Raw genomic sequence first — 24,478 nt, 5'->3', positions numbered from 1 at the left:
CTTAAACATTGCCATATGAATTTAGACAGGAGATCTGTCCTAAAAAATCTTTTAGTCGTTACCGGAGGAGTGATCTTTCTTCCATCTTGCCTGCATAAAAACGATGCAACAACATCTATTCAACTGAAGAATCTCGCCCTGACGGGCAATGACGAGCATTTGCTGGCAGAACTCTCGGAAACCATCATTCCAAAAACAGATACACCTGGAGCGAAAGACACCTATACACACCTTTATATCTTAAAAACGATAGATGATTGCAGGACAAAAGAAGATCAGAAGAAGTTTGAAAAGGGCCTAAAAGCTTTTGGCAAGTTTGTTCAAAAAAGCACCCAAAAATCATTTATAGAGTTAACGCCCACTCAACGGGACGGTGTTTTACTGCAAATGGAAAGAAAGAAAAACGTGCCCGAAGATGTCCAGGCTTTCTACAAAACAATAAAGGGATTAACGATTCAAGGTTTTATGTCCTCAAAATTTTATTTAACTAAAGTGCAGGTCTACGAATTAACGCCCGGGCGCTTTAAAGGATGTATACAACTACCACAACCCCTGAAAGGGAATAAGCAACATGTCTGAGGATGATTGAGCGAACCACAATTTTCTTGAATTCCAAATATAGATTTTCATGGGTAATGATATTAAAAACCGCAGGTTTGATGCAATTGTTATTGGCTCTGGCATCAGTGGCGGATGGGCAGCCAAAGAACTCTGTGAAAAAGGGCTGAAAACACTGGTATTGGAACGTGGGCGTGATGTCAGGCATCTGAAAGACTACCCTACCGCCAATAAATATCCCTGGGAGTTTGAGCACCGTGGACAAATGCCCAAAAAGGTCGAGGAAGAGAATCCGATTGTAAGCCGTTGTTATGCTTTTCGAGAAGACGCTGCGCATTTCTTTGTAAAAGACCAGGAACATCCATATGTGCAGGAAAAGCCATTTGATTGGATCCGGGGCTACCAGGTAGGCGGAAGGTCTTTACTTTGGGCCAGACAAACGCAACGCTGGAGTGACTTTGACTTTGAAGGCCCCGCCCGTGATGGTTTTGCAGTCGATTGGCCGATCAGGTACAATGACCTTGCTCCCTGGTACAGTTACGTAGAAAAATTTGCTGGTATTTCCGGTAATAAAGATGGCTTACCGCAACTACCTGACGGTGAATTTCTGCCTCCCCTTGAACTAACCTGCGTCGAAAACTATTTCAAAGATTTTGTAACTAAAAATTATAAAGACCGCCATATTATTTATGCCCGTTGTGCGCACCTTACTCAACCACAGCCTATGCACCTGGAGCAAGGAAGGGCGCAATGCCAGAAGAGAACCTTATGCCAGCGCGGTTGTCCATTTGGCGGTTATTTTAGTTCTAACGCTTCTACTATTCCATGGGCGGAAAAAACAGGTAATCTTACCCTGCGTCCTTATTCTGTAGCTCATTCTATCATCTATGATGAACAGAAAGGAAAAGCTACCGGCGTCAGGGTAATCGATGCCCAATCCAAAGATGCAATAGACTTCTATGCACCAATCATTTTTGTAAATGCCGGAGCACTCAACACCAACCTGTTATTACTCAATTCAATATCAAAGCGATTCCCCAACGGCATGGGAAATGATAACGGCTTGCTGGGCAAGTATGTAGCATTTCATAATTACCGTGGTCGCATTTCAGCACAATACGATGGATTCAAAGATTTTACTACAGACGGACGCCGTCCTACCAGTGCATATATTCCAAGATTCAGGAATGTATTTAAACAGGAAACGGATTTTCTACGTGGTTATGCAGCTGGATTTGCCGCAAGCAGGCCAATGAAAATAGATGGTAATGCCTTTGGTTTACAACTTAAAGAAAACCTGATGAAGCAGGAATTAGGGCCATGGAGTGTGAATTCGCACATAATGGGGGAAACCATTCCGAAAGAAAGCAATTATGTTGCCCTAGATCATAATAAAAAAGACGAATGGGGCATCCCTCAGTTAAGCATAGCCGTTGATTATGACGACAATGATGAGAAGATGCTGAAAGACTTTTTTGAGCAGATGACAGAGATGTATACCAAAGCAGGATTCATAAATATCAAAACCACGGACTCCAGACAAGCCCCGGGTTTGGACATTCATGAAATGGGCGGTGTACGTATGGGCCATGACCCCAAAACCTCGCTCTTAAATAAGTGGAATCAGTTGCATACCTGTACCAATGTCTTTGTGACAGATGGAGCCTGTATGACTTCTACATCTACACAGAACCCATCATTGACCTATATGGCATTAACTGCCAGGGCAGTAGACTATGCACTAAAGCAATTAAAACAGAATGAGATTTGAAATTTAAATCAACATCTTCCTGATTTCAGCTGTTTTGTAATCAGGGCAGGCTCCTGCATAAGAAGCTATTAATGAGCCACTGGCGCAGGCAAAGTTCAGCGCCTGCTGCACCTCTGCTCCATTCAATATCTGGCACAAAAACCCGGCAAGAAATGCATCACCACTGCCCACTGTATCAGCTACCAACACCTTGTAACCCGGATGCTCAAAAATCTTTCCCTGTGCATTGATCATTGCGCCATGCTCGCCACGTGTCACGATAATTAAAGGAATATCCAATTCGTCCTGTACTTTTTTTAGCTGATCGATCAATGAATTGTAATCACCATACCAACCAGCAAGTAAGTTCAACTCTGCTTCATTCAATTTCAGAATGTGTACACCATGTAGCAATTGAAGCGCCAGGTTCTTATCAAAATGTGGAGGCCGGATGTTAATATCAAAGACTCTTTTTTGAGCACATTCCAAAAGAGAAAGCAGTGTATTGCGGGAGATTTCACTCCTTGCACCCAGACTGCCGTGGACAAAAAATCCGGCGGCCTCAACTATCTTCTGCATATCCTCATTCCACTCAATAAAGTCCCAGGCAACGGGTTGCACAATTTCGTAAGTCATTTCATGATTGGCACCCGGGCGTGCATACACAACACCAGTTTGATGCTGGTTGTCTGATTGTATATAATCTGTTACAACATTTTGCTGTTGCAACAATTCCAGCAGTTTTTTACCACGTTCATCGTTACCAATTCGTGAAATCATTGCAGTATTGATTCCATGTTTGGTCAAATGATAAGCCACATTCATGGGAGCCCCACCGGCTTCTTCGCCTGAAGGCAATATATCCCACAAGATTTCGCCAAAACAAACAACAGAGTATTGAGATTCCATGGTCAATATGTTACAATACAATTTAAACTGTTTTCGAATAATAGATCACTATTTTTTCTCACATACAGGAATATTCCGATTCCCATTATTTATTTATAAGGGCTGATTGAATTCAATATCTTCTTCAATTGTACGTACTTCATTAAATGCTAAAATAATATTAGCAAAATGTTATTTAAAGAATGTTTTCCCTTATTTTTGCACTGCTTAAATAAAAAATTGACTGCCTGGGGCTTTCGAAAGAAAGCCCTTTTTTTTGCTTACAGATTTACATCTCTACATGTACACAGATCTTTAGGACAAGTGTTTCAAACATGGTTCATCATTGCTTATTAAAAGAATGTTAAGCTGCTGATATTTCACCGTTTTGTTTATGTCATTCCCAACAATCTTGCATCAACAGAAAAAGTAAACACTATGAAAAGAACAATTTTTATCTTATTAAGTTTCCTTGCTGTTTTCACTGTGAGCGCACAAGAGTTTTATAACCGCCAGAGAGTTGTCAATGTACAAGCATCGGCAGAAACAGAAATCACACCAGATGAAATTTATGTGCAGGTGATCTTGCAGGAATATGATAAAAAAGGATCCGGAAAAAAAGTTGACATTAACACCATCAAGAATGAATTCTTAAGCCGGATGAAAAAGCTAGGTCTCACGGAAAAAGAAATCAGTGTACAAAGCTTTAGCGGATCGGACGGTAACTATTGGTATTGGTATAAAAAAAATAAGAAAAATCCCGACCTTAAAGCTTCTATTAATTATCTAATCAAATTGGGTTCTGTAAAACAAATAGAAGAAGTGGTACAAAACCTGGACGACGAAGCCACGCAAAACTTTTTCATTCAGAAAGTTACACATAGTAAAATAGAAGACTATAAGAAACAGTTAAAAGCACAGGCATTGAAACAGGCAAGAGAAAAAGCAAACTTTATGGCAGAAACATTAGGAGCACAGGTTGGAGATGTATTGCAGATCAATGAACCACAAGAGATCATAATTAGCCCGTATATATATAGAGACGCTATGAGGGTACAAAAAGCAGAAGCTATGAGCACGGCAGATGAGCCGGCATTGAATGTAGATTTTAAAAAGATCAAACTCCGGTTTGAAGCGCCAGTTTCATTTCTATTGAAGTAAAGGCTGACAGTTCTTTTAAAATTGAATGCCCCCTACATTGCAGGGGGCATTCAATTTTTCAGGATATTAATTCAAATAAAAGGATGTTATATTGGATTTATACACGATGCTGTATTCGCTTATCTACATTTCAGATGGTTTATATTTTTGCTGCTCAATAGCTGCCCCTAACTCATTAACTATATGGATATTATTGCAATCAGACTCCCAATAGTTTTCGCTTTTATAAAGAGCCAATAACGCAGGAGGCTGGCCTTCCACATTACAATCATCCAGCTTTGCTTTATAAAAATCCTCACCCACACAGTACACACTGTAAAAAACAATGGACTCCTGATAAAAAAGCGCAGCTTTAAACTTCACAGCCATATAAACAGTTTAGATATTAAATCTAATAAAACATCAGGCAGAAGTCCCTCTTTTTACTCCAATCAGGGCATTTAATAGGCAAAAAGGACATTTTTATCGATGAAATTGTGAGCTTTCCGGCTTATTTAGCAACCAAAACATCAAGCATTTTCTCAGCAACCAGGGCATTTCCTTTTTCATTCAAATGCACGCGGTCAGTAGTTAATATCCCGGATTCTTTATTATCAGGGTTATTTTTCAAGTTATAATCAAGAAAAGCTTTTCGAAGATCAACCAGCTTGCAGTTATTGGCTTTAGCCAGATTCCGGATCATATTGGCATACAGATTCAGGTCGCCATCCTGCTGGTTAGTATAATCAGTTCTTTCACCGATAACCGCAGGTGTTGCCAACACCACCTGGATACCCTTTGCTTGTAGTTTCTTAATAATAGCCTGATAGAAGCGCTCAAACTTTTGCGGATCTGTACCAGTACCGGAAGTTGTCTTGTGCCAGACATCATTCACGCCAATGTATATAACAACAACATCCGGATTCCTGGCCAATACATCATCTTCCATACGCAGGTATAGATCATATACTTTATTTCCACTAATGCCTGCACCTATTAATTCATATTGCGATGAAAGATTGTTCTTAACAAGGGTCTCATTCATTTTGGTAATATATCCTCCCGGATTAACACCCATTTGCGTAATAGAGTCACCAAAGAGAATGACGCGGGTCTTTTTTTGAACGGTCATCGAAAGTGTAATGATCGCTAATAAGAACATTAGTAGTAGTCTTGTTAATCGTTTCATTGAAATGAAGTTTACAATTTTAATTTTAAAGATAAAGGTTCAGCTATTACTTTAATTTGAGATTATTTGATACTGGAAATACCTCTAACCCTGATGGATATACCGCCACCAGGTTGCCCGCTGTTATTGGTGATCGTTACACCTGCGACTGAGATGGTTCAGTTTTAGCCGAACAAACCGGCTTGTACTAAAACATTATTTTTTTCTGTCTGACCTGATTCGTGGTTGCTGATGACAATTTCAGAATATCCTTTTTTGATCATCAACTCTTTCATAAAACGGTAACGAGGAACATACCGTGTAACAAATATGAGGTAACATACATCTCCATCCTGTTTGTAACTAAGTACGATTGAATGATATCCTTTTAAATTTTTCAATCCACTTAAAAAGGTTTTAACTATAAAATGTTCTCTTTGCTGTGCGTTCAACCTTCCGGAAACAGTCTTCAGCATATCAGCCGTTGTTTTACCAAATATTGTTTCCAGGTACTTTGCTTTAAATGGATTTTCAATCATCCTTTCCAACAAGGAAAACGGAATCTGAAAGAAGCAATCAATGTTTCCATCCTTTATATATGAAGACAACAATTCCAGGTTCAGATCTTTTATATGAAATGGATCAATAGCTAACAGTGATGGAAGAAGGCGGATTTTTTGCAGGTTACAGATGAGATCATCAAAAGAAATCCCCTTCTCAAACAGAGGTGCATGCGTCAACTTTTCAACGCATTCCATATTGGCTACTGATTGCTTCAACTTGATAAGATTTTTAGATTCCTTATCACAAAATATGGACACAAGCATATTTGCCATTTCTTCACAGGCTGCAGCATTCCTTAACAGGAGCAGCGGAGTCGCCTTTGATCCATCTTCATATTTTCCCGAACCAGAGAAGAAATCAAGAAAGCCGATCTTGCCGCCCACTTTTTTAGCAAATGGCACAACCACCTTTGCCCAGTGGGAGAAATACGAGACAACTATATTGTCCTTAACAGCTAAATCAGAAAATTGGGGTACGCGAAAACTCGACTGCATGCTAACAAAATTAGCAAGTTATTTAAAATCATTGTTGCATATGATCAGACAAATAAATATTGAAAGGCAGTTAGTACTTGCCACTACAAACAGGGTCCGGGTAACAGAACATCATTCCAGCCATGGATAATGAATTCAATATCAGTATAATTTGCTTAACTTTTAAACGCGTTTCATTCATTTCATGATCCATAATTTATGCCCTGAAAACTATTTTTGTTTTTATATTTTTTTCAATTATTTTTTCTAAATTTAGTATGCAGCTAATCAAAAAAGATGGCTGTCTTAAAAAATAGAACAGGTTCTTCTTTTTAGCATTAATTAGACCGCTAGCTGAATCACTTTCTTTGATGACCCTTAACAAACCGCATTTAGATTTAGAAAAGGGAGAAGAACTAACAAACTACTGCTTCCAAGTAACAACAGGCTTAACTCATGTGTTTAAAGGAAACTCATGAATAATATTGTTGTTTTGTCAAACTAGGTGTACCCTTTCACAGTTTCATTAACACTTAAAATAAACGCTATGAAAAAAGAAAACACCTCCCTTTTCAGCAATCTTTTTGGTGCTAAAAAAAGCCCGGCGCCAGATCCTGGAAAGTCAACTCAAGTGGTCATTTCTTCCTACTCCCAGCCACACGTGCTACAACAAAAAATGAAGGAAGAAAGATTAACCCATGGCGAAACAGTGACTGTAAACATTTCACCAGTACGCCTGGAAAGTGATCAAGGTAGAATGACTATGTATTTCTGCCCCATGAAGAACATAGAAGTTCTTGCAACTATTAACAATGGAGATGGCGGCAGCCTTCCAGCACAAGCTACGGTTGAAGGACTTTCTGTGCCAGAAGATTTGAAACCAGGTTTGTACAAACTTAAGAATGTGGTATTATCATCAAATGGAACATTGCAGGTAAAAGCTACCAGTAAAACAGTATGGGAAAATGCATAATCGCGAATATCCTGATAAAGTGTTTCCCAATGGAGTAATCATTTTTTGAATAATACACAGAAGAAATAGGGGCTCTTGTTATTGATCGCCAGTTTAACAACTCGCAAAGCTAAAGTTGCTCAATAACATTCCAAAGCTCCTATTTCTTTAAGACAACGAATTACTATTCATCAATTTTTGCTAACTGATTTCAAATGAAAGAGGCTAACTCCTATTTGGAATTAGCCTCTTTTATTTTTGTCCACTCAAAAAATGTCCGTTAATAACGGCCATCTTTTTTATCCATGTCACGACCAATAACATAACCGCCGCCTGCACCCAACACACCACCGATCACAGCACCCATAACCCGGTTCTTTTTATTGATCACTGCACCTGCAGCTGCACCAGTGGCTCCTCCGATCACAGCACCTTTTGCCGATTTACTCCATCCTTTTTTAGCAGGAGCTTCAGCAGTATTGGTTGATTCAGACCCTATCGATCCGGCACCTGTATTGCTGTTGCTGTTTTCAGATACAGAGGTATTGGATTCTGAATGTTGTTCAGCTGGCTTAGCGACAGGCTTTGCTGCAGGGTGATATGTCTTTTTCGCCTTTTTTACCGGCGCCGCCGCTGCATACTGCACTGTGGCCTTTTCTGGTGTTTGTATTTCTGCTATTTGTTGTTGCAACTTCCACATTTGATATTCAGCCAGGCCAGAAGTATCCGGCTTTACAGCCTGTACTTGCTCAACAGCAGGTGATGCAGCATCAGTTTTAGGATTATTGCTACAAGCTGCAAATACTACAGCGATACTAAAAAATGGTAAAATTCTTTTCATAAGTTTTATTTTATTTTTTTTAATTCCGTTTTCCGGTGTTCTATATTATCTGACTGAGCACGAATGAAAAGGTTTTAACCACTATTGTTAAAAGAAAATAAAATACCTGATCAGTTACCAAAAAAAGAAGAGGTTGCCTCAATTGTAGAGACAACCTCTGAACTATGATGTAATGATATATTAAGTGCTTCAATAATTCTGAAGCGGGCAGGTCAATAACTCTTTATGAGCTTAAGCTACCTTTAAATCTTCCGCGAGCACTTCAACTTCTGCTGATTTCACAGTTTTAATGATTCGTGCAGCAACTTTATATGGATCAGCGGCACTATTTGGACGACGGTCTTCTAACCATCCTTTCCATCCTCTTTCTACAGTTCCGATTGGAATTCTGATAGAAGCGCCTCTGTCTGAAACACCATACTTGAATTCATTAATAGCTGCCGTTTCGTGCTTACCTGTTAAACGCAGGTGATTATCCGCACCGTATACTTCAATATGTTCGCTGATTACCGGACGGAAGGCTTCGCAAACTTTTTCATAGATCTCACGGCTTCCGCAAGTTCTCAACACGGTGTTAGAGAAGTTAGCATGCATACCACTACCATTCCAATCCAGGTTACCCAGCGGTTTGCAATGCCAGTTGATGGCTACACCATATTTTTCACCAATTCTTTCCAGCAGGTAACGAGCAATCCAAATCTGGTCGCCAGCTTCTCTTGCACCTTTCGAAAAAATCTGGAATTCCCACTGACCAGTAGCAACCTCAGCATTGATACCTTCTACATTCAAACCGGCTTCCAAACATGCGTCAAGGTGTTCTTCAACGATTGCACGGCCATATGCATTACGCGCACCTACTGAACAGTAATAAGGACCCTGTGGCCTGGGGAAACCACCTTCAGGAAAACCAAGAGGTTTTTCTGTTTCCGGATTCCACAGGAAATATTCCTGCTCAAAGCCAAACCAGAAATCATTATCATCATCATCAATCAACGCTCTACCATTACTTGGATGGGCTTTACCATCAGGACTCAATACTTCGCACATTACTAAATATCCGTTTTTACGTTGAGGATCCTTAACGATAAAAACAGGCTTCAATAAACAATCTGAAGAACCCCCCGGTGCCTGCTCGGTTGAAGAACCGTCGAAACACCACATAGGGCAATCTTCCAATTTACCTGAAAAACCTTTTTCAATTTTAGTTTTGCTACGAAGGCTTTGTACTGGTTGATAGCCATCAAGCCAAATGTACTCTAGTTTAGCAATGGACATATTTATTTATTTTTTATTTTATATGACGTTTTGTTAAGTAGTCCAATTCTGAATTACTGCCAAGGTTCAGGGGGTAAAGGGTTATTAATCAATACTGTCAATCCAACCAGGATTGAAAAACAAAAAGGCATTGCCCTCGCAATTGCTTATACAAAAACTGTAAGCAACACCTTTAAGTTGTTGCGATTTGTAGCGCTAAAATAGAAAACTTTATAAAAAAACAAAAATAATTATTATTTTAATATTTGTAATTACCCTAAAAAACGAGATAATCTCCACATTTTCATAAAAAATAGGCTTAACATACAAAAAACAACCACTTAATTAATACACCATTAGCAGCAAAACATTTATTGTATATTATCATAATACATCTGCTAATCATTAAATATTGGAATGTTTTACTCATCAACAATGGTAGCAGTTGATGCGTAGTAGATACGCCTTAGGTACGGGGTAGATACGGAGTATATATGGAGTAGATAGGGAGTATGTACGGCTAATGTTTACTATAACTCTACTATAAGTTTACTATAACTTTACTGTAAGTTTTCTATAAGATTACTATAAGGCCTCTAGTGAATTACTGCAAGGGGGAAATGAAGTGGGGAACAGAGGGAATGACGAATGGGGGAGAAAAGATGATAGAGGGGAGAGGGGATTTTGAGGTTTGGGGTTTGAAGTTTGGAGTGAAGGGGTGTGAGCGGTAGGATGGATAGTAGATGAGAGATTATAGAAGGTAGATGATAGAGGGATTATTGCAGGACTAAATCAATAAAAGCAAATAAGAAAGATGAAGTCAACTATTTCAAAGTTTTGCTTTCTTTACATCCTGTATGAAACCCGAATTATATTTTGATATAGGTTCGACTGAAAGTGGTGGTAGCTTGTACCGTATTCAGCATGGAACAGAGCCTCCCTCCTATTCATATCAACACAGTACTTATGATGAATCTAAAGATGAGTTTAAAGTATTTGAAACAACCTACCCTTCTTTTAAAGCATTCTGGCAGGAACTAACCAAGAACAAAGAATGGTTCTATCTCCACCCGCTTTACGTTCATCCGGAACAAAGGGCTTTTGTGCAACAACAATTGCAGCATGTTAACTGGGATATACATCCCAATAAGAAATGGCAGGAAAGCCATCAGCGTCAATGGAAAAAAGTATTAACTGATCCAAAGGATTATTACAACCCGTTCTAGAAGATCTCAATAAATAATACCGTTTTAATATGAATAGTGAATGGTGAATGGGCAATTGTGAATAGTGAATGAAGGGTGATGAGGGATGAATGGGGAGGAGGGATGAATGGGGAGGAGTCAATGGTGAATGGGCAATATCCTAAACAATATCCATACTAACCATTTGAATGTGGTATCAATTTCAATATAAAGCAGGCGACAACATGGGTTGTCGCCTGCTTTATTATACGAGCATTAATGACTAGTAATTCAATAGAGAACCAATATTCACCGGCTCAATTTCCAAACGCTCACACCAGGTTAAAAAACGATCATAAATTTCATCAAGCACTTGCTTTTGCTGCGGTGTTAAAGCCAACACATGTGCCCTGCTGATGGGGCGTATGGGTAACCCTCTTTTACTTAAAAAGTATTTTGCACATAAAGGATAAGCCTGGTGGATCAAAGGATCCACACTGGAGAGTTCAGATTGCAGCCATTTAACCTCTTCCTGCCTTTCCGGATTGGTAGCATTTTCACACATCCACACCATGACTTCCGGATAAAAGTTACCAGATATGGATGACATTCCTTTTGCACCCATTTGCAATGAAAACATGGCGTTCGGTGTATGTGCGTCATAAAACTCGAGCTTATTGCCTTCATGCTCTTTTAATACCTTCAGTTTTGCCTTAACCTGCTCCAACTCTATTGAAGTGTCTTTATGATAAACAAAACGGTTGGTCTCTAACAATGAATTGAATACATCCGCACTAAGTATCCTCTTATAAGGTGCAGGACATTCATACAAGCCCATTGGAATATCGCTGGTCAGTTTCAACATCTGATCAAAGTTGCGGATCAGCACATCATCACCATCTTCTACTTTGGCAAAGTGCCCTGTAATTAAGATTACAGCATCAATACCTGTATCATAAATCCTTTTAGTAAACTCTGCTTTATCCTCAATAGTCAGCCCAAAAGAACCCGTAGCCACCACAGGCACCCGGCCATTTACATACCGGGTAACATGTTGGGTCAATTCTAAACGTTCATCTTCACTAATACTATACATCTCGCTACTCAGGCAATTGGCAAAAAAACCTTTTACACCCGCAGCTAAATAAAAATCAATTAACCTTGTTACGACCTCAAGGTCAACTTTTGCTTTGAGGTTGAAGGGTGTGATCATTACAGGTACAAACTTCTTCTCGCTATTCATATTGATTTCTTTAAGTTGAGTGGTGATTTATGTTGTTTTTGCAATGCCACCCCTGTTAAAAAGATGCTTAAAGCACCAACAACAATCGTCATATTGGCATGTAGGGGATTGCGCAACATGGGCGGAAAAGATCCTGTTTGCGAAAAGGTCATCCAGATAATGATCAGTGTACCTGTGATCACTGCAATCATAGCTGTTGAACGGCCAGCATGACGGGCAATCATACTTAACGAAAATATCCCCAGCATACCGCCTGCAAATATTCCAGACAGCTTCCACCACAGATCAAGTACACTGTTGACGCCAATAATGCTAACACCAACCGCAGTTGCCAGCAGACCAATAACAATAGTAGCTATGTACAGGATGCGCAGCTGTTGCTGATCAGTAATGTTTTTATTGATGTATCGTTTATGTATATCCAGCATGTAAATAGTAGCTGAGCTATTAAACCCGGAACTGATCGTGCCCATAGCAGCTGAAAGAATAGCCGCGAAAATTAAGCCTACAATACCAGATGGTACTTTATGTACAATAAAGTGTGGTAAAACTTTATCACCTATCTCAGCATCAGTTAGTACAGCAGCTTTCGCAGCAATAGCTTCTGCAGTTGCCCCTGTTCCTAACTTAATTGCCGCAACTTGTTGCTTGACATGAAGCAGCATATCAGGATGCTGGTGGTAGTAGGTAAAAAGACAGGTACCAATAACAAAAAACATCAAAGAAGAAGGCAGGTACATGTAAACACAAAGCCATAGAGATTTGGAGGCTTCCTTTACATTAGCTGCAGTATGATACCGCTGCACATAATTTTGATCAACACCAAAATTGGTCAAATTGATCAATACGCCATATAGGAATACAACCCAAAAAGTGTCCCTGGTAAAATCAGGCTGGAAACTACCCAAACTTAACTTATCACCAGTGATCGAATTGTGGTAAATCTCGCTGACGCCTCCCCTGACGCCCCAGATCACCAACACCAAAACCAGGATAGCTCCAACAGTTTTAATGATACTTTGCACGACTTCGGTCCAGATCACAGCTTCCATGCCCCCCATAACAGTATATACCGTAACGACAGCGCCGGTGATCAGGATAATCATACGAATATCAACACCAGTAAGGGCATTCAGTGTTAAACCTACACCCAAAAAGATAGTACCGGTACGGGCCAGTTGCGTTAACAGAAAACAGACAACTGTATAAGTCCTGGCCCAGGGACCAAACGTTTTTTCAAAATGTTCATATGCAGAAACCTCACCTGTTTTACGGAAGAATGGGATCAGGAACTTTGCGGCAATAAAAGCAGCTACCGGCAATGTGAGCGTAAATACAAAAGAGTTCCAATTACCACCAAAAGCTTTACCTGGGTTACCAATAAAGGTATTACTGCTTAAATAGGTACCAAAAAGCGATAAGCCAATAGCCCATCCCGGGATCTTTCCCGAAGCTGTAGTGAACTGTGCCGTGCTCTTGTTTTTCCTTCCCAGGTAAATACCCATTAAAATCATGGAAAGAAAATAAACAACGATAATAACAATGTCTATAACAGGCAATCGGTTCATAAAATCATATTTGGCTGGCTTAAGGCTGCTGAAATAAAGTTAACAGTACTGCATAGGATAACAATGTCAGTATTTACTGAAAGAATGGACTATTTCACTATATACATTAGAAGACAACAGTAGATGAGTATTATTTTCTACAAGCTCAACTACTGGATTCTACATTTTGAAGCTATTGAAAATGAATTTCTTATAAAACCAGGTTGAAACACCCTGATCATAATTCTGGAATATATTTTGTCAAAGTAGTACTGGTTTTTCATAGGATATTAGATTTTTAGAACAGGGCAGGATTTCTATCCAGCCCTTTTTTATTATCATCTTTCAAACTTCCCTATTCTATTCACTCATAGCAAACCAGTTTTTCATCAAGAATAATAAAGCTACTTCCGAAAGTGAGTGGATAAAATTGTTTCGCTCTTTTTACTTTCTGATCTTTTACAGATTTCTGCTCAGAAACAGGAACCAGGCAGGGAGATTTCACCTCATGCTGTGTTTCATTGTTTACAATAAAACATAAAAGTTCCAGTGTGATTACAAATGTTATCCTCAGCATTATCATTTTATTTACCGTGTGGAAAATCATTTATTGCCTGCAAGGTGATGAATGATCAATTTCCCCAGGATGAAATGTGATGAAAAGGCAGAAAATTGTGTTCGCCATTCAGGATGCCTTTTATTTACTAAGTTCAATCCATAAAACTCCGGACGGTAAAAAAGGTGGGATTGGAATAGAGCTTCCATCACTATTTCATAAGGTTTCGTCACATTTGCTATATTCAACTATAGCTTTCGATTAACATTGCCGTCAGAAAAACTTACTATGAAAGAATTCATCAAAAGAACAGTCAACTTTACCAGGGTTGAATTTTGGGCGGCAACCACAATATTTGTTTTTGCAATTTTCTTCCTTATTACCAACACATTAGGAAATGACTGGAACGCTGTTAAAAATACTTCCGAAAACATACGTATCCCCTTTGACTACTACTTTACTTCAAAACTCCTTCGATATACAATCCTATACCTTGCATTTTTACTGTTAAATTTTGTTATAGTTCCAAGGTTGATCAGAAAAGAATCATTGGTCCTGGATATCCTATTGATTATATTGATCTTCCTGGCAGTAGGCCTGGCCTTTGGCATCATCAATACCCAACTGAAACGACTCCTGCTACCTGGCTACCAGGCCAACCACGCAACTCATATTTCTGTCATTCAAAATAATTTTCTTTTTGCAGCCTGGCTTTTATTACTCATGGGTTTTTATTCTGTGATCAAATACGCCAGCTTGTATCTTTTAACGCATGCTGAAACGATTCAATCAAGGTATAAATTCGTTGCACCCGGAAGTTTGGTTGCATCTGTTATATGGATGATCACCATGTTCCTGTTATTAACGGTCACCACAGAGGAACCTATTAAAGCAATATGGGGTACTATTCTACCATGCTCTATCCTCTTTTATTCCTATGCCTTTCAATTCCTGATTCCCCAGTCTCTCTACAAAAAGAAACCTTTCCGCGCCTATATCGGGAAAACCCTGCTTATACTCATTTTAGCATTTATACCCGTTGCGTTATTGGGCATGTTACTTACCAATCATGGAGATCCAGGCCTGGCCATCAGCTCTTTAAATACAGCAGTTCAACTATTGATCATCATGCCGCTCACCTGGGTGCTTTATAAACGGCATATGCGTGGAAACGAAGAAATCAATTACTTGAAAAAGGAATTAGGACAATCTCATGCACATTTCGACTTTCTTAGATCCCAGATCAACCCTCACTTTCTTTTTAATGCCCTGAACACGATTTATGGTACTGCTTTACAGGAAAACGCAGAGCGTACCAGCGAAGGTGTCGAAAAACTAGGTGATATGATGCGGTTTATGCTTCAAGAAAATATGCAGGATAAAATTTCCTTATCGCGAGAAATTGATTATGTCAACAACTATATCAGTTTACAAAAACTACGGACTGACGCCAATCCGAATATAAAAATTCAAACAGAAATTGAGCAACAGGTCAACATCATCCAGATCGCACCCATGTTATTGATACCTTTTGTTGAGAACGCATTTAAGCATGGCATTAGTTTCAGGGAACCCTCTTATATTACAATCACGCTAGAAGTCAAGGATCGTACCTTATATTTTGATGTATGTAATAGCAAGCATACAAGACAGGAAAATGACCCTGAGCAAAATAATAGTGGCATCGGTTTGAACAATGTAAGGCAACGTCTCAAGATGTTATATCCTGGCAAACACGAACTGGTCGTGCGTGAAACGAAAAAAGATTTTTTTGTACACCTTACCTTACAGCTATCTTAATCAAAATGAAAGCAATCGCTATTGATGATGAACCCATTGCTTTAGAAATTATTAAATCGCACGCTTCTAAAGTACCATTTATTGATTTGAAAGCTGTATTTACTGATGCTTTCAAAGCGCTGGAGTACCTGCAAAAAGAAAGTATTGATTTGATCTTCCTGGACATCAAAATGCCGGATATTTCAGGGATAGACTTTTACAACAGCCTGAGTAAAAGGCCGCTCCTGATTTTTACCACAGCTTATACAGAGCATGCTGTCACCAGTTTTGAAATGGATGCCATAGATTACCTGTTAAAGCCATTTTCCCTGGCCCGTTTTATTAAAGGATGTAATAAAGCCTTTGAAATCTATAATTTCCGGAACAATGCTGAAACTTCTGATCATTTGTTCATCAAAACCGGATATGAACAAATCAAAGTATTGTATGAGGATATACTTTATTTAGAAGCAACGGGCAACTACGTAACTTTTGTATTGAAAGACAAAAACATCCTTGCCCGCAGTACTTTTATTGAAGCCATCAACCTCCTGCCCCCTGACAAATTTGTAAGGATACATAGATCATATCTTGTGGCCATTCAAAAAATAGATAAGGTGGAACGACACCAGGTAACGATACAAAAAATCAAAATACCGGTTAGTGAAGCTTATAGCCAGGAGCTTTCTGATCTATTGAAAAGGTAATTTAAGGAGAACAGTCACCGTATGCCTGGAAAAGATGAAGCCTGAAATTCTTTTTATAGCATAAACAAAGAGTGCGGCAAATTGCCGCACTCTTTGTTTATGCTATTTGTTTGACTACTTACTTTGCTGCATGTACAAATTCTAACGCTTTATCTAACTGCACATCAATGTTACTTTTAATAGCCGTAGTATCGTAAGCTATCTGGATATCGGGGGTAATGCCTTTGTTTTCATAGCTAACCATGTTTTTATCTCTCATAGCCACCCCTGGTGTATATACCTTCACAAAATTAGCTGCAGTAAACTGACCACCTAAGTAACGAATATCCTGAGGTGGGATCTGCCCGGTACCACCCCATGTTTTCGTACCTACCAAAGCCGATTTAGGGAAAATGGCTTTTACAGCCATCGAGGTTACTTCTGACATACTAACAGAATTATTATCAATCAACACGGCAACTGGCTTGTTGGTAAAATCGATGGCAGCCGGCTGAGGATGCACATAACCTTTCATCCAAGGTGTGTACTCCAGTCTTCCTGTTCCGTTTTTTGTGTGCGTATAACAAAAATGTTTAGGCTCTGTAATCAAACGTCCCAACAGAAAATCCAGGTCAGATACATTTCCCCCTCCGTTTGAACGCAAATCGATGATCAGCCCGTCTATAGAAGGGTCTTTAGTGTAGCGGAAAAAGTTATCCAAAACTGGCTTAAAAGGGTAGGCTGTTGTATTATTATATAAATAGCTTGCTAATATTTGGAAGCTAGGGAACTCCAGATACAATATATTTTTATTATTTCTCTTAATAACGCCCAAATTTACTACTATACTATTACCCACCATTCCTGCTTCAGGATTTGTCAGATAATTCTGGGGAATCGTCTGGTCAAATACTTTTCTCGGAATTGGAGCTGCATCTCCTCTCAACTGATGCCGGATAGCGACCGGCTGAAAATTATAGCCATCAATCTTATAACCTTGTACTACATAAGAAGTTTTACCATTAAAAGAAAGTTCCAAATGCCCGTCCGCCAAATCCTTGGTCATATCTACCAAATACTGGGTAGCTAGCTGAGGATTATTCGGATCGTCCTTATGTTTATCCAAAAACTCAAACCGTGGTTTGTACGTTTTATAGATATCGTCCCAATTCACTGTTTCTATATCCCAAAAGACATAGTTAGTATTCATTCCATTCCAAAATGCATCAAAAACTTCGGTATAGTTTTTTCCTGTATAACTTGTTAGTCGATCTTTTGGTTCAATATCTTTTCTACAGGAAGTTACAACCAATCCAAGGGCACACACAACCAACATACTTTGTATGTTTCCAATGCCCATTTTTCTTAAACTATTATTAATGCGTGTAAACATAATTAATATCATTTTGAAGTCAATAATGACCCCCTTTTCTATTTACTATTAATAAATTGAATGGCTCTTTCCAATTGAGGATCAACCCCTGTTTTCAACATTGTAGCAATCCCGGCATCTGTATACTTGACTTCAATATCTGGTGCAAATCCTGAGAAGTTAAACTTGCGATTTTCATCTGTTATAGCCGAAGAAGACATCCTTACGAAAGCAAATGATCCCAAAGTAAATGGCCCTCCGAGAGCAGTGGTTGCATTGGTTGAAATCAACCCTGCAGAACCAAAAGTTTTCTCACCAATCAAAGTCACTTTAGCATTTGGCAAGGCTTTAAATGCCTGAACCATTGTTTCACCCAGCCCGGATGTATAAATATCTGTCAGGATAATAACCGGGCGGGAAAAGTCTTTCGCATTCGCCTGTGGCGTAATGCTCATAGGTAAAAATGGAGTATAATCTAACCTCCCTACACCCGACTTATATCTGGTATAGCCAAATAAAGTTGGCTTGGTAGTAAATTGTCCTACTAAGTAATCAACATCTTCCAAGTTACCACCTCTATTATTGCGGATGTCAATAATTACCGCATCGCAATCTTCCTTGTGGATAGCATCATAGAAATTTTTAATAACAGGACGGGCAGGAGGTCTGGTGCTTGGAATCGTACTGTTATACCCCTCCTTTATCATGAAATTGTTCATGCTCGTGTACAGGATATCCTTCGACCCTTTGGATATTCTGCCCGTTATGATTTGAAAAATTTCAGCAGTATTAATATTCCGATATTGACCATAGTCAAATCCTGATAAATAGTTGTTCTGAACAATATGATCAAACAAGGTATCTGGCAACGCGGCATGAGTCTTCAGAGTCCTGAAAAGTTTAGGCATGAACACTACATAATCCTTGTAATATTCGCCATCAAAAGTAAAATTACCTCCGGAAGGAATATTCAGATAAAACTGCCCATCGCACAGTTCTTTGGTCATATCAGCCAAATACTGAAAACATAGATTTTGTGTGCTATCAGATAATGGCTTGAGGTCTAAGGAATCAAAGCGGGGCTTATAAATTTGATACATACTATCCCAATTCACCGTTTCGATATCCCAAAACACATAGTTGGTATTAACTCCATTCCAAAAAGCCTTGAAAAACTCTCCGTAATTATTGATCTCATAATCAGAGGTCAACTCACGCTTCATTATCTCGTGTTTACAGGAAAACATCCCTGTAACCAATGTTAATATAAGGGCACATTTTAAAATGTGGCGACCCTTAAAATATTTATTAGAATACATCATTCTTTGCATTATTAGTGTTCATACAATTACACATCAACAATAACAGCTCTTATTTAGCTGATGAATGGTTCTTCACTTTGAGCTTGGGCAATTGATATTGCACGCCCACCAATATGCTATAATTGTCATTATACTTTGGCGTCTGATTTTCAGAATATGCCTTTTGCAAATCCGTCAGAGCAGGAGTGTATCTGCCTTCAATTGAGAAAGTATATTTTTTATTAGGCATATATTGAAGCCCTACTCCGGCCAGGCCACCTAGCTGAAACCTTCTGTCTCTTACTTCTGAAAAAGTATAAGCCTCATCGTATGGCAAATAGTTGTTTGGATCCATAGACGACATGGCTCTGCCTTTTACATGGCCACTCATCCAGTATTCAGCATATCCTCCTAAATTCAGAATACCATACAGACTTTGATGCTTTGTAAATTTTCCTCCAAATCTGAATTGAGCCATTACAGGCAATTCAAGAAACGTATTTGTTGATTGCTGATACATCGGAGAATAATAGTCCGTACGTTGCATCTTAAAGTTTTTCTGAATATAGGTAGGCACCGCTTGTATGCCTCCAAACCAGGAGCGTGAAGGAAATGCATAACGTACGGACACCCCTGCTGAATAACCATATAATGGTTGATAATCAAGAAACGGCTTATCAGAAGCATTAGTAACAAGATAGTTTCGGTTAGCACCGGCTTCCACTCCTACATACAATTGCGCCTGCAATTGATTCACACACATCAATGCTGATACACACAGCATTGTAACGATCTTTTTATACATATTAACTATTTAAAATTCTTTTATTGTAATTTAATTGGCGATGCAGAATATTTTTCTGTTTTATTTATCCATGCGGCTCCTAATGCACCGGCATCATTGATTCCCCATGCCCAAATGGTTCCATCTGACTTTAAGGCATACATAACACTGCCAGACCCGACAAGTGTACTTGTTGTGAAATTAGGCATCTGCACCGGAGTGGTATAAGGTATAGAAACAGAGCCTAAACCCATTTGACCATCCGAGTTTTCTCCTACATTCCATACTGTTCCATTTGTTTGTATAAAGCTTGTGTTAGATAAATGAGAGGAAATAGACCCAATTGACTTGCCGTTGAAGAACGATATATTTGTCAATGTGGATCTGTTAGTTCTATCTCCCAATCCTAATTGACCATTAAGATTTACCCCTGTACCCCACAGTTTACCAGAATTATCAATAATAAATAGATCATTTCCTCCAGTAAATAATTTGGCAACACTACCTGCCGGATTAGGTATCAATACAGGTGTTGTTCTTTTGAGATTATCACCAACACCCAATTGCCCGGATGCATTTATACCCCAGCCCCAAAGCTCTCCATTATTCTTCAGAGCAATTACTTCAGAACCGGTAACATTCAATTGCTTAACATTGCTAATCGGTAGTTGAACAAAAGAGGACTGCATATCTTGTGCAGGCAGTAGAAATACATTCCCAAAGTTTCTTCCTGACCCCCAAACCGTACCGTCTGGTTTCAGAATAAATACCTCTCCGAATGTAACTTCAATATTCACAGCATTATCCATAAAAGGTACTCTTGTCATAATAGGAGTTCCATTTCGGTTGCCTATCCCCAACTGACCGTATTGGTTGCCAGCTGCCCAGGCAGTACCATCTTTCAGTTTTATTACACTTGCAACTTCACCGCTAAACAGTTGCACCGCATCATATACCGGCACTTGTGATAGTCTATTGCGGCTGCTGAAATCTCCCAGCCCTAACTGACCGGAAAAATTATTTCCACAAACCCATACAGTACCATCGTTTTTCAAGCCCATCACATGGCTATAACCCGATACAATACTTGTAAACACAGGAGCTTGTACAGCACTCACAGTTATTCTAACTTTATAGGTAGCTTTCTTACCGGCTCCCCACACAGTGTACTCCACAGGATTAGTAAAGTTTTGCTTTCCTTTGGGACTAATGCTATCTGCATAAGTAAAAATAGTAGGCTCCAGTGCTGTTATATCTGTACCATAGTCTACCATTAGCTTGATTGCAGTATCACCAAGTATCATCCCCTGGTAAGGCCTGTTAAGCTTAGTGTTGCTACTTGTTTTCTCCAACCAAAAATCATCAATTCCGGCTTCACTATTGGATTTTGGCGTATATTCAGTTTCTTTGTTACATCCCAACAATGATACTACTGAAAATAGGACAAGAGATAAAGAACCTAGTTTAAAATAATTAGCCTTTCTTCTCATAATCTTTTTTTACGTTTCATCCCAACTAACAGCCGGGATGAAATTTCCTCATTTTATTAATTACACTTGAAATACTCAGGAGAATAATCGTTACAAACTATATTTCCATTATCATCATATACTATAATCTGTGCAGGAGTAATTGCCAGCCCTCCGGTCCTTCTTGCCATAACCAACGAATAGTTATCTTTTGTTGCGTTATTTATTCTTACTGTAGCCAATGAAATTCCACTAGCATCCAAAAATTGAGGCACACGCAATCCCCCAAAAAGATTTTGAGGATTGGCAGCAAATATGGTTGGATGCCTGGTAGCCTGCCCGAAAATAGTACACTCTGCTGTTTGAGTAGGAGAAACACGCGCATCTTTGTATAGCAGATAGTAATCATCCATTCCTGTTGCTGCTGAATTATTCGCAAACCAGTAATCCCAGCTTTTTTGCACTCTTATATCCAAATTTTTAAGTTGTGTACAACCATCCAAATACAGAAGTATCAAATTAGGGTTTTTAGTCAAATCCAGATTCCTTAGTGGTGTTCTCATCATTGTTGCGGAAACCAACTTTGGATTTTTACTGAAATCAAGAGTATCAATATTGGCATCATCAAACCCTACATACTTCAATTCAGAATTTTTTGTCAAATCAATACTAGTCAAACTATAACAAAATGAGGTGAACAACCAATATAGCTTAGGATTTTGCGTAACATCAATCGAATTGATAGCACCACAACTTTCAAAGAACAAACGCCCAAGATTAGGACAGGCAGCTGTATTCACAGATTTCAAAGAAGACAATCCATAACACATCAAATGCTGAAGATTATTAGTATTTGCAACATTCAGGTTGTTGAGCCTTGACATGGCAATCAGGTTAATATAATTGAGTGCAGGCAGACCAGAGAAATCCAGTTTTCTGGCAGGCATATCAGAAATTCTGATAAAACGCATGCTGGTACAACCACTTACATCCAGAGATTGCAAATCCTTATTAACAAGAAGTTTCAGTGTATCCAACTTCATTGTTGCAGAAAGTACCAGGGTATCAATTGCACTATTACGCACAATGAGCTTGCGCATGTTCGTGAAGTACTGAATACCTTTCAAACTAGCTACTTGTTGCCCATTACAAGTTACCGTATCGATATTCATGGTACCTGTGAAATTTGTTACCTCTGCATTCGTAATGTTAATACGTTTTCCTGTATTATCAAATGCATTAGGACAAACATTAGCTTTCAGATAAACCCTGAAAACACTATCAGGAATAAGTTTTAAAGTAGCAGTTTCCTGAGGATTGCCATTATTATCTGTAAGATCTTCAGGCGCAACCGATTTTTTAGAACAGGCAAACAATAAAATACTGCTTACTACCATCACTGACGCCAATATGCGTGGCAGAGAGAATATATTTTGTTTCATAGCAAATTTTATTTTTTATTATTTTCTATATTATAAAGGATTTTGTTCGATAATCTTTCCAGAGGCATCAATCTCTGCCTGAGGAATAAGAAACTGCCATTTTATATCACCGGCAGGAACCGACTTTTGATAAGATTTATAAAACGTGTGTCTGCTTCTGTCTAAAGGCTGGTTCAAACGCTTAAGATCATAAAAGCGGAAACCTTCTCCCCAAAGCTCAATACGTCTTTGAAATGAAATTTCGTTTAGTAAGGCTGTACCCGTTTTAGTAGAAAGCATATAAGCTGCATCCCTTTGCTTTGCCAATGGATATAATGCTGCAGCAGCCTTTGCACTATTACCCATCTGAGCATTGGCTTCAGCTTCTATTAAATACATTTCAGATGCACGCATCAATGGTAAATCACCTATACTTAGTTCGGGATTCGCCACTTTGAATTTACGTTGCATAAACTTCACACGTGTACCAACATCTTTTCCGGATGCGTCTTTTGGAACAGGGAACGAAAGGTTTGCGCCTGTTGAATCCCATAACTGCCAGCGAACATCTGTACTGGGAATTAACCTGTACACAGAATCCAACATAGCTCTTGGTGAACTAATGATGTTTTGTGAAGGGAAATTGCACGACATATAAGCGAAGAAAGATGCAAAATAGGTCGTTTGATTTTCCTGCTGATGCGATCCCCACATCCATTCAGGGTTATTGTTGTCGTTAAACCCTGACATATAAGATACCGAATCCATAAGTGCATAACCGGACCGGGCTGCTGCTGCCATAGTGGCTGCGGTAGACCAATTCTGCTGGGTCAGGGCTACTCTTGCTTTGAAACCTTGCGCTACACTTTGATTCAGATGCGACTTATTGGCACGCTTATAACCATCCAACAATAAAATAGCACTATCCAAATCAGAGTTAATCAGATTATACACCACTGCTACACTTGCTCTTGGTTTCACGGGTTCCTGACTATGACGAACAATTCTCAATCCAAGTCCTGTATTAGTGCCATTGGCATTGAAGCGTTCTCCATACAATTGTATCATCTGAAAGTAAGCCCACCCACGGTAGGCATAAGCCTGTCCTAAGATAGCTTTCTTATCTTCCTCACTTCCCTTAGAGGCTTTTACATTATCTATCAGAAGATTGGCATTGTTGATAATCTCATAATAGAAAAAGTAATTGAAATACACTAATGCAGACAACTGATTCCTATTGGTATTATACCACAGGTAGGGAGCTATATACCAGTCCTGAACAGACGATAGGGTAATATCGTCTCCCATTGCATCCATATCCATCATATTGGCACCCTGACCAACCCTGTCCTGGCGTCCCATATGCGATGTATACAAAATCCTGTGTATCCCATTGAGTAATTTCCAACAACCATCGGTTGTTTTTAGGGCAATGTCCTCGCTGATGCGGTCGGTTGCCGTAGTCTCTAAATAAGACTTTTTGCAAGAAACCAGCATACTGATTGCAACAACACAAATAAGAATATTGATTCTATTTATAATACGCAT

22 protein-coding genes are annotated in these 24,478 nt (G+C 39.1%); 7 read left to right on the top strand and 15 right to left on the bottom strand.

Annotation, left to right across the window (positions count from 1 at the left end; translation table 11 throughout):
* Nucleotides 1–15: 15 nt before the first annotated feature.
* On the top strand, nt 16–579 hold the full coding sequence (locus tag OCK74_RS02245) for a gluconate 2-dehydrogenase subunit 3 family protein (protein WP_279295356.1): 564 nt from the start codon (nt 16–18) through the stop codon (nt 577–579).
* 49 nt (nt 580–628) lie between these two features.
* Nucleotides 629–2,329 carry a GMC oxidoreductase gene (locus tag OCK74_RS02240; RefSeq protein ID WP_279295355.1) on the top strand — a complete coding sequence of 567 codons (1,701 nt, stop codon included), beginning with the start codon at nt 629–631 and terminating at the stop codon, nt 2,327–2,329.
* A gap of 3 nt (nt 2,330–2,332) precedes the next feature.
* Here the strand turns inward: OCK74_RS02240 and OCK74_RS02235 are convergent, their stop codons facing one another.
* Entirely contained in the window at nt 2,333–3,217 is an 885-nt protein-coding gene (locus OCK74_RS02235; protein ID WP_279295354.1) for a carbohydrate kinase family protein, read from the bottom strand.
* A gap of 417 nt (nt 3,218–3,634) precedes the next feature.
* Here OCK74_RS02235 and OCK74_RS02230 point away from each other — a divergent pair, with 417 nt between their 5' ends.
* Complete coding sequence (locus tag OCK74_RS02230; RefSeq protein ID WP_279295353.1) at nt 3,635–4,357, top strand: SIMPL domain-containing protein; 723 nt, start codon at nt 3,635–3,637, stop codon at nt 4,355–4,357.
* A 123-nt stretch (nt 4,358–4,480) separates the two neighbouring features.
* Here OCK74_RS02230 and OCK74_RS02225 read toward each other — a convergent pair whose 3' ends face one another.
* From OCK74_RS02225 to tcmP, 3 genes are all read right to left on the bottom strand, one after another.
* The gene (locus tag OCK74_RS02225) at nt 4,481–4,726 is read right to left on the bottom strand and encodes a hypothetical protein (protein WP_279295352.1); all 246 of its coding nucleotides are present in this window, start codon (nt 4,724–4,726) and stop codon (nt 4,481–4,483) included.
* Nucleotides 4,727–4,847: 121 nt separating this feature from the next.
* Nucleotides 4,848–5,525 carry an SGNH/GDSL hydrolase family protein gene (locus tag OCK74_RS02220; protein WP_279295351.1) on the bottom strand — a complete coding sequence of 226 codons (678 nt, stop codon included), beginning with the start codon at nt 5,523–5,525 and terminating at the stop codon, nt 4,848–4,850.
* 164 nt (nt 5,526–5,689) lie between these two features.
* On the bottom strand, nt 5,690–6,562 hold the full coding sequence (gene tcmP / locus OCK74_RS02215) for a three-Cys-motif partner protein TcmP (protein WP_279295350.1): 873 nt from the start codon (nt 6,560–6,562) through the stop codon (nt 5,690–5,692).
* Between the two features lie 526 nt (nt 6,563–7,088).
* Here tcmP and OCK74_RS02210 point away from each other — a divergent pair.
* A complete protein-coding gene (locus tag OCK74_RS02210) occupies nt 7,089–7,514 on the top strand; it encodes a hypothetical protein (protein ID WP_279295349.1) in 426 nt (141 codons plus the stop codon).
* 259 nt (nt 7,515–7,773) lie between these two features.
* On the opposite strand, the gene OCK74_RS02205 is transcribed toward OCK74_RS02210, so the two are convergent.
* Together OCK74_RS02205 and OCK74_RS02200 are read right to left on the bottom strand one after the other, a co-directional pair.
* Entirely contained in the window at nt 7,774–8,334 is a 561-nt protein-coding gene (locus tag OCK74_RS02205) for a glycine zipper domain-containing protein (RefSeq protein ID WP_279295348.1), read from the bottom strand.
* Nucleotides 8,335–8,565: 231 nt separating this feature from the next.
* Nucleotides 8,566–9,609, bottom strand: coding sequence for a glutamine synthetase beta-grasp domain-containing protein (locus OCK74_RS02200; RefSeq protein WP_279295347.1), 1,044 nt, complete (start codon nt 9,607–9,609; stop codon nt 8,566–8,568).
* Nucleotides 9,610–10,445: 836 nt separating this feature from the next.
* Here OCK74_RS02200 and OCK74_RS02195 point away from each other — a divergent pair.
* Nucleotides 10,446–10,814: a hypothetical protein gene (locus tag OCK74_RS02195; RefSeq protein ID WP_279295346.1), complete on the top strand. Its 369-nt coding sequence runs from the start codon at nt 10,446–10,448 to the stop codon at nt 10,812–10,814.
* A 241-nt stretch (nt 10,815–11,055) separates the two neighbouring features.
* On the opposite strand, the gene OCK74_RS02190 is transcribed toward OCK74_RS02195, so the two are convergent.
* From OCK74_RS02190 to OCK74_RS02180, 3 genes are all read right to left on the bottom strand, one after another.
* On the bottom strand, nt 11,056–12,015 hold the full coding sequence (locus OCK74_RS02190) for a dihydrodipicolinate synthase family protein (protein WP_279295345.1): 960 nt from the start codon (nt 12,013–12,015) through the stop codon (nt 11,056–11,058).
* On the bottom strand, nt 12,012–13,583 hold the full coding sequence (locus tag OCK74_RS02185) for a sodium:solute symporter family protein (protein WP_279295344.1): 1,572 nt from the start codon (nt 13,581–13,583) through the stop codon (nt 12,012–12,014). Before OCK74_RS02185 ends, OCK74_RS02190 begins: the two co-directional genes overlap by 4 nt.
* Before the next feature lie 343 nt (nt 13,584–13,926).
* Nucleotides 13,927–14,139: a hypothetical protein gene (locus OCK74_RS02180; protein WP_279295343.1), complete on the bottom strand. Its 213-nt coding sequence runs from the start codon at nt 14,137–14,139 to the stop codon at nt 13,927–13,929.
* 267 nt (nt 14,140–14,406) lie between these two features.
* Between OCK74_RS02180 and OCK74_RS02175 the strand changes: the two genes are divergently transcribed.
* Entirely contained in the window at nt 14,407–15,918 is a 1,512-nt protein-coding gene (locus OCK74_RS02175) for a sensor histidine kinase (protein WP_279295342.1), read from the top strand.
* A gap of 5 nt (nt 15,919–15,923) precedes the next feature.
* Nucleotides 15,924–16,604, top strand: a complete 681-nt coding sequence (locus OCK74_RS02170; RefSeq protein ID WP_279295341.1) for a LytR/AlgR family response regulator transcription factor — start codon at nt 15,924–15,926, stop codon at nt 16,602–16,604.
* A 118-nt stretch (nt 16,605–16,722) separates the two neighbouring features.
* Here OCK74_RS02170 and OCK74_RS02165 read toward each other — a convergent pair whose 3' ends face one another.
* The 6 genes from OCK74_RS02165 to OCK74_RS02140 form a co-directional block, all read right to left on the bottom strand.
* The gene (locus tag OCK74_RS02165; RefSeq protein ID WP_279295340.1) at nt 16,723–17,976 is read right to left on the bottom strand and encodes a S41 family peptidase; all 1,254 of its coding nucleotides are present in this window, start codon (nt 17,974–17,976) and stop codon (nt 16,723–16,725) included.
* Between the two features lie 38 nt (nt 17,977–18,014).
* Nucleotides 18,015–19,178 (bottom strand): S41 family peptidase, encoded by a 1,164-nt coding sequence (locus tag OCK74_RS02160; protein ID WP_279295339.1) that lies wholly within the window; start codon nt 19,176–19,178, stop codon nt 18,015–18,017.
* Between the two features lie 148 nt (nt 19,179–19,326).
* The gene (locus tag OCK74_RS02155; protein WP_279295338.1) at nt 19,327–20,061 is read right to left on the bottom strand and encodes a porin family protein; all 735 of its coding nucleotides are present in this window, start codon (nt 20,059–20,061) and stop codon (nt 19,327–19,329) included.
* Nucleotides 20,062–20,081: 20 nt separating this feature from the next.
* Complete coding sequence (locus OCK74_RS02150; protein WP_279295337.1) at nt 20,082–21,530, bottom strand: RCC1 domain-containing protein; 1,449 nt, start codon at nt 21,528–21,530, stop codon at nt 20,082–20,084.
* Nucleotides 21,531–21,586: 56 nt separating this feature from the next.
* Nucleotides 21,587–22,951 (bottom strand): hypothetical protein, encoded by a 1,365-nt coding sequence (locus OCK74_RS02145; RefSeq protein ID WP_279295336.1) that lies wholly within the window; start codon nt 22,949–22,951, stop codon nt 21,587–21,589.
* A 30-nt stretch (nt 22,952–22,981) separates the two neighbouring features.
* A complete protein-coding gene (locus tag OCK74_RS02140; RefSeq protein WP_279295335.1) occupies nt 22,982–24,478 on the bottom strand; it encodes a RagB/SusD family nutrient uptake outer membrane protein in 1,497 nt (498 codons plus the stop codon).

The organism is Paraflavisolibacter caeni (genome assembly GCF_025628885.1).
GTDB lineage: Bacteria > Bacteroidota > Bacteroidia > Chitinophagales > Chitinophagaceae > Flavisolibacter > Flavisolibacter caeni.
Note: the sequence above shows the minus strand (reverse complement) of the source record. Positions and strands in the feature narration are given on the sequence as shown.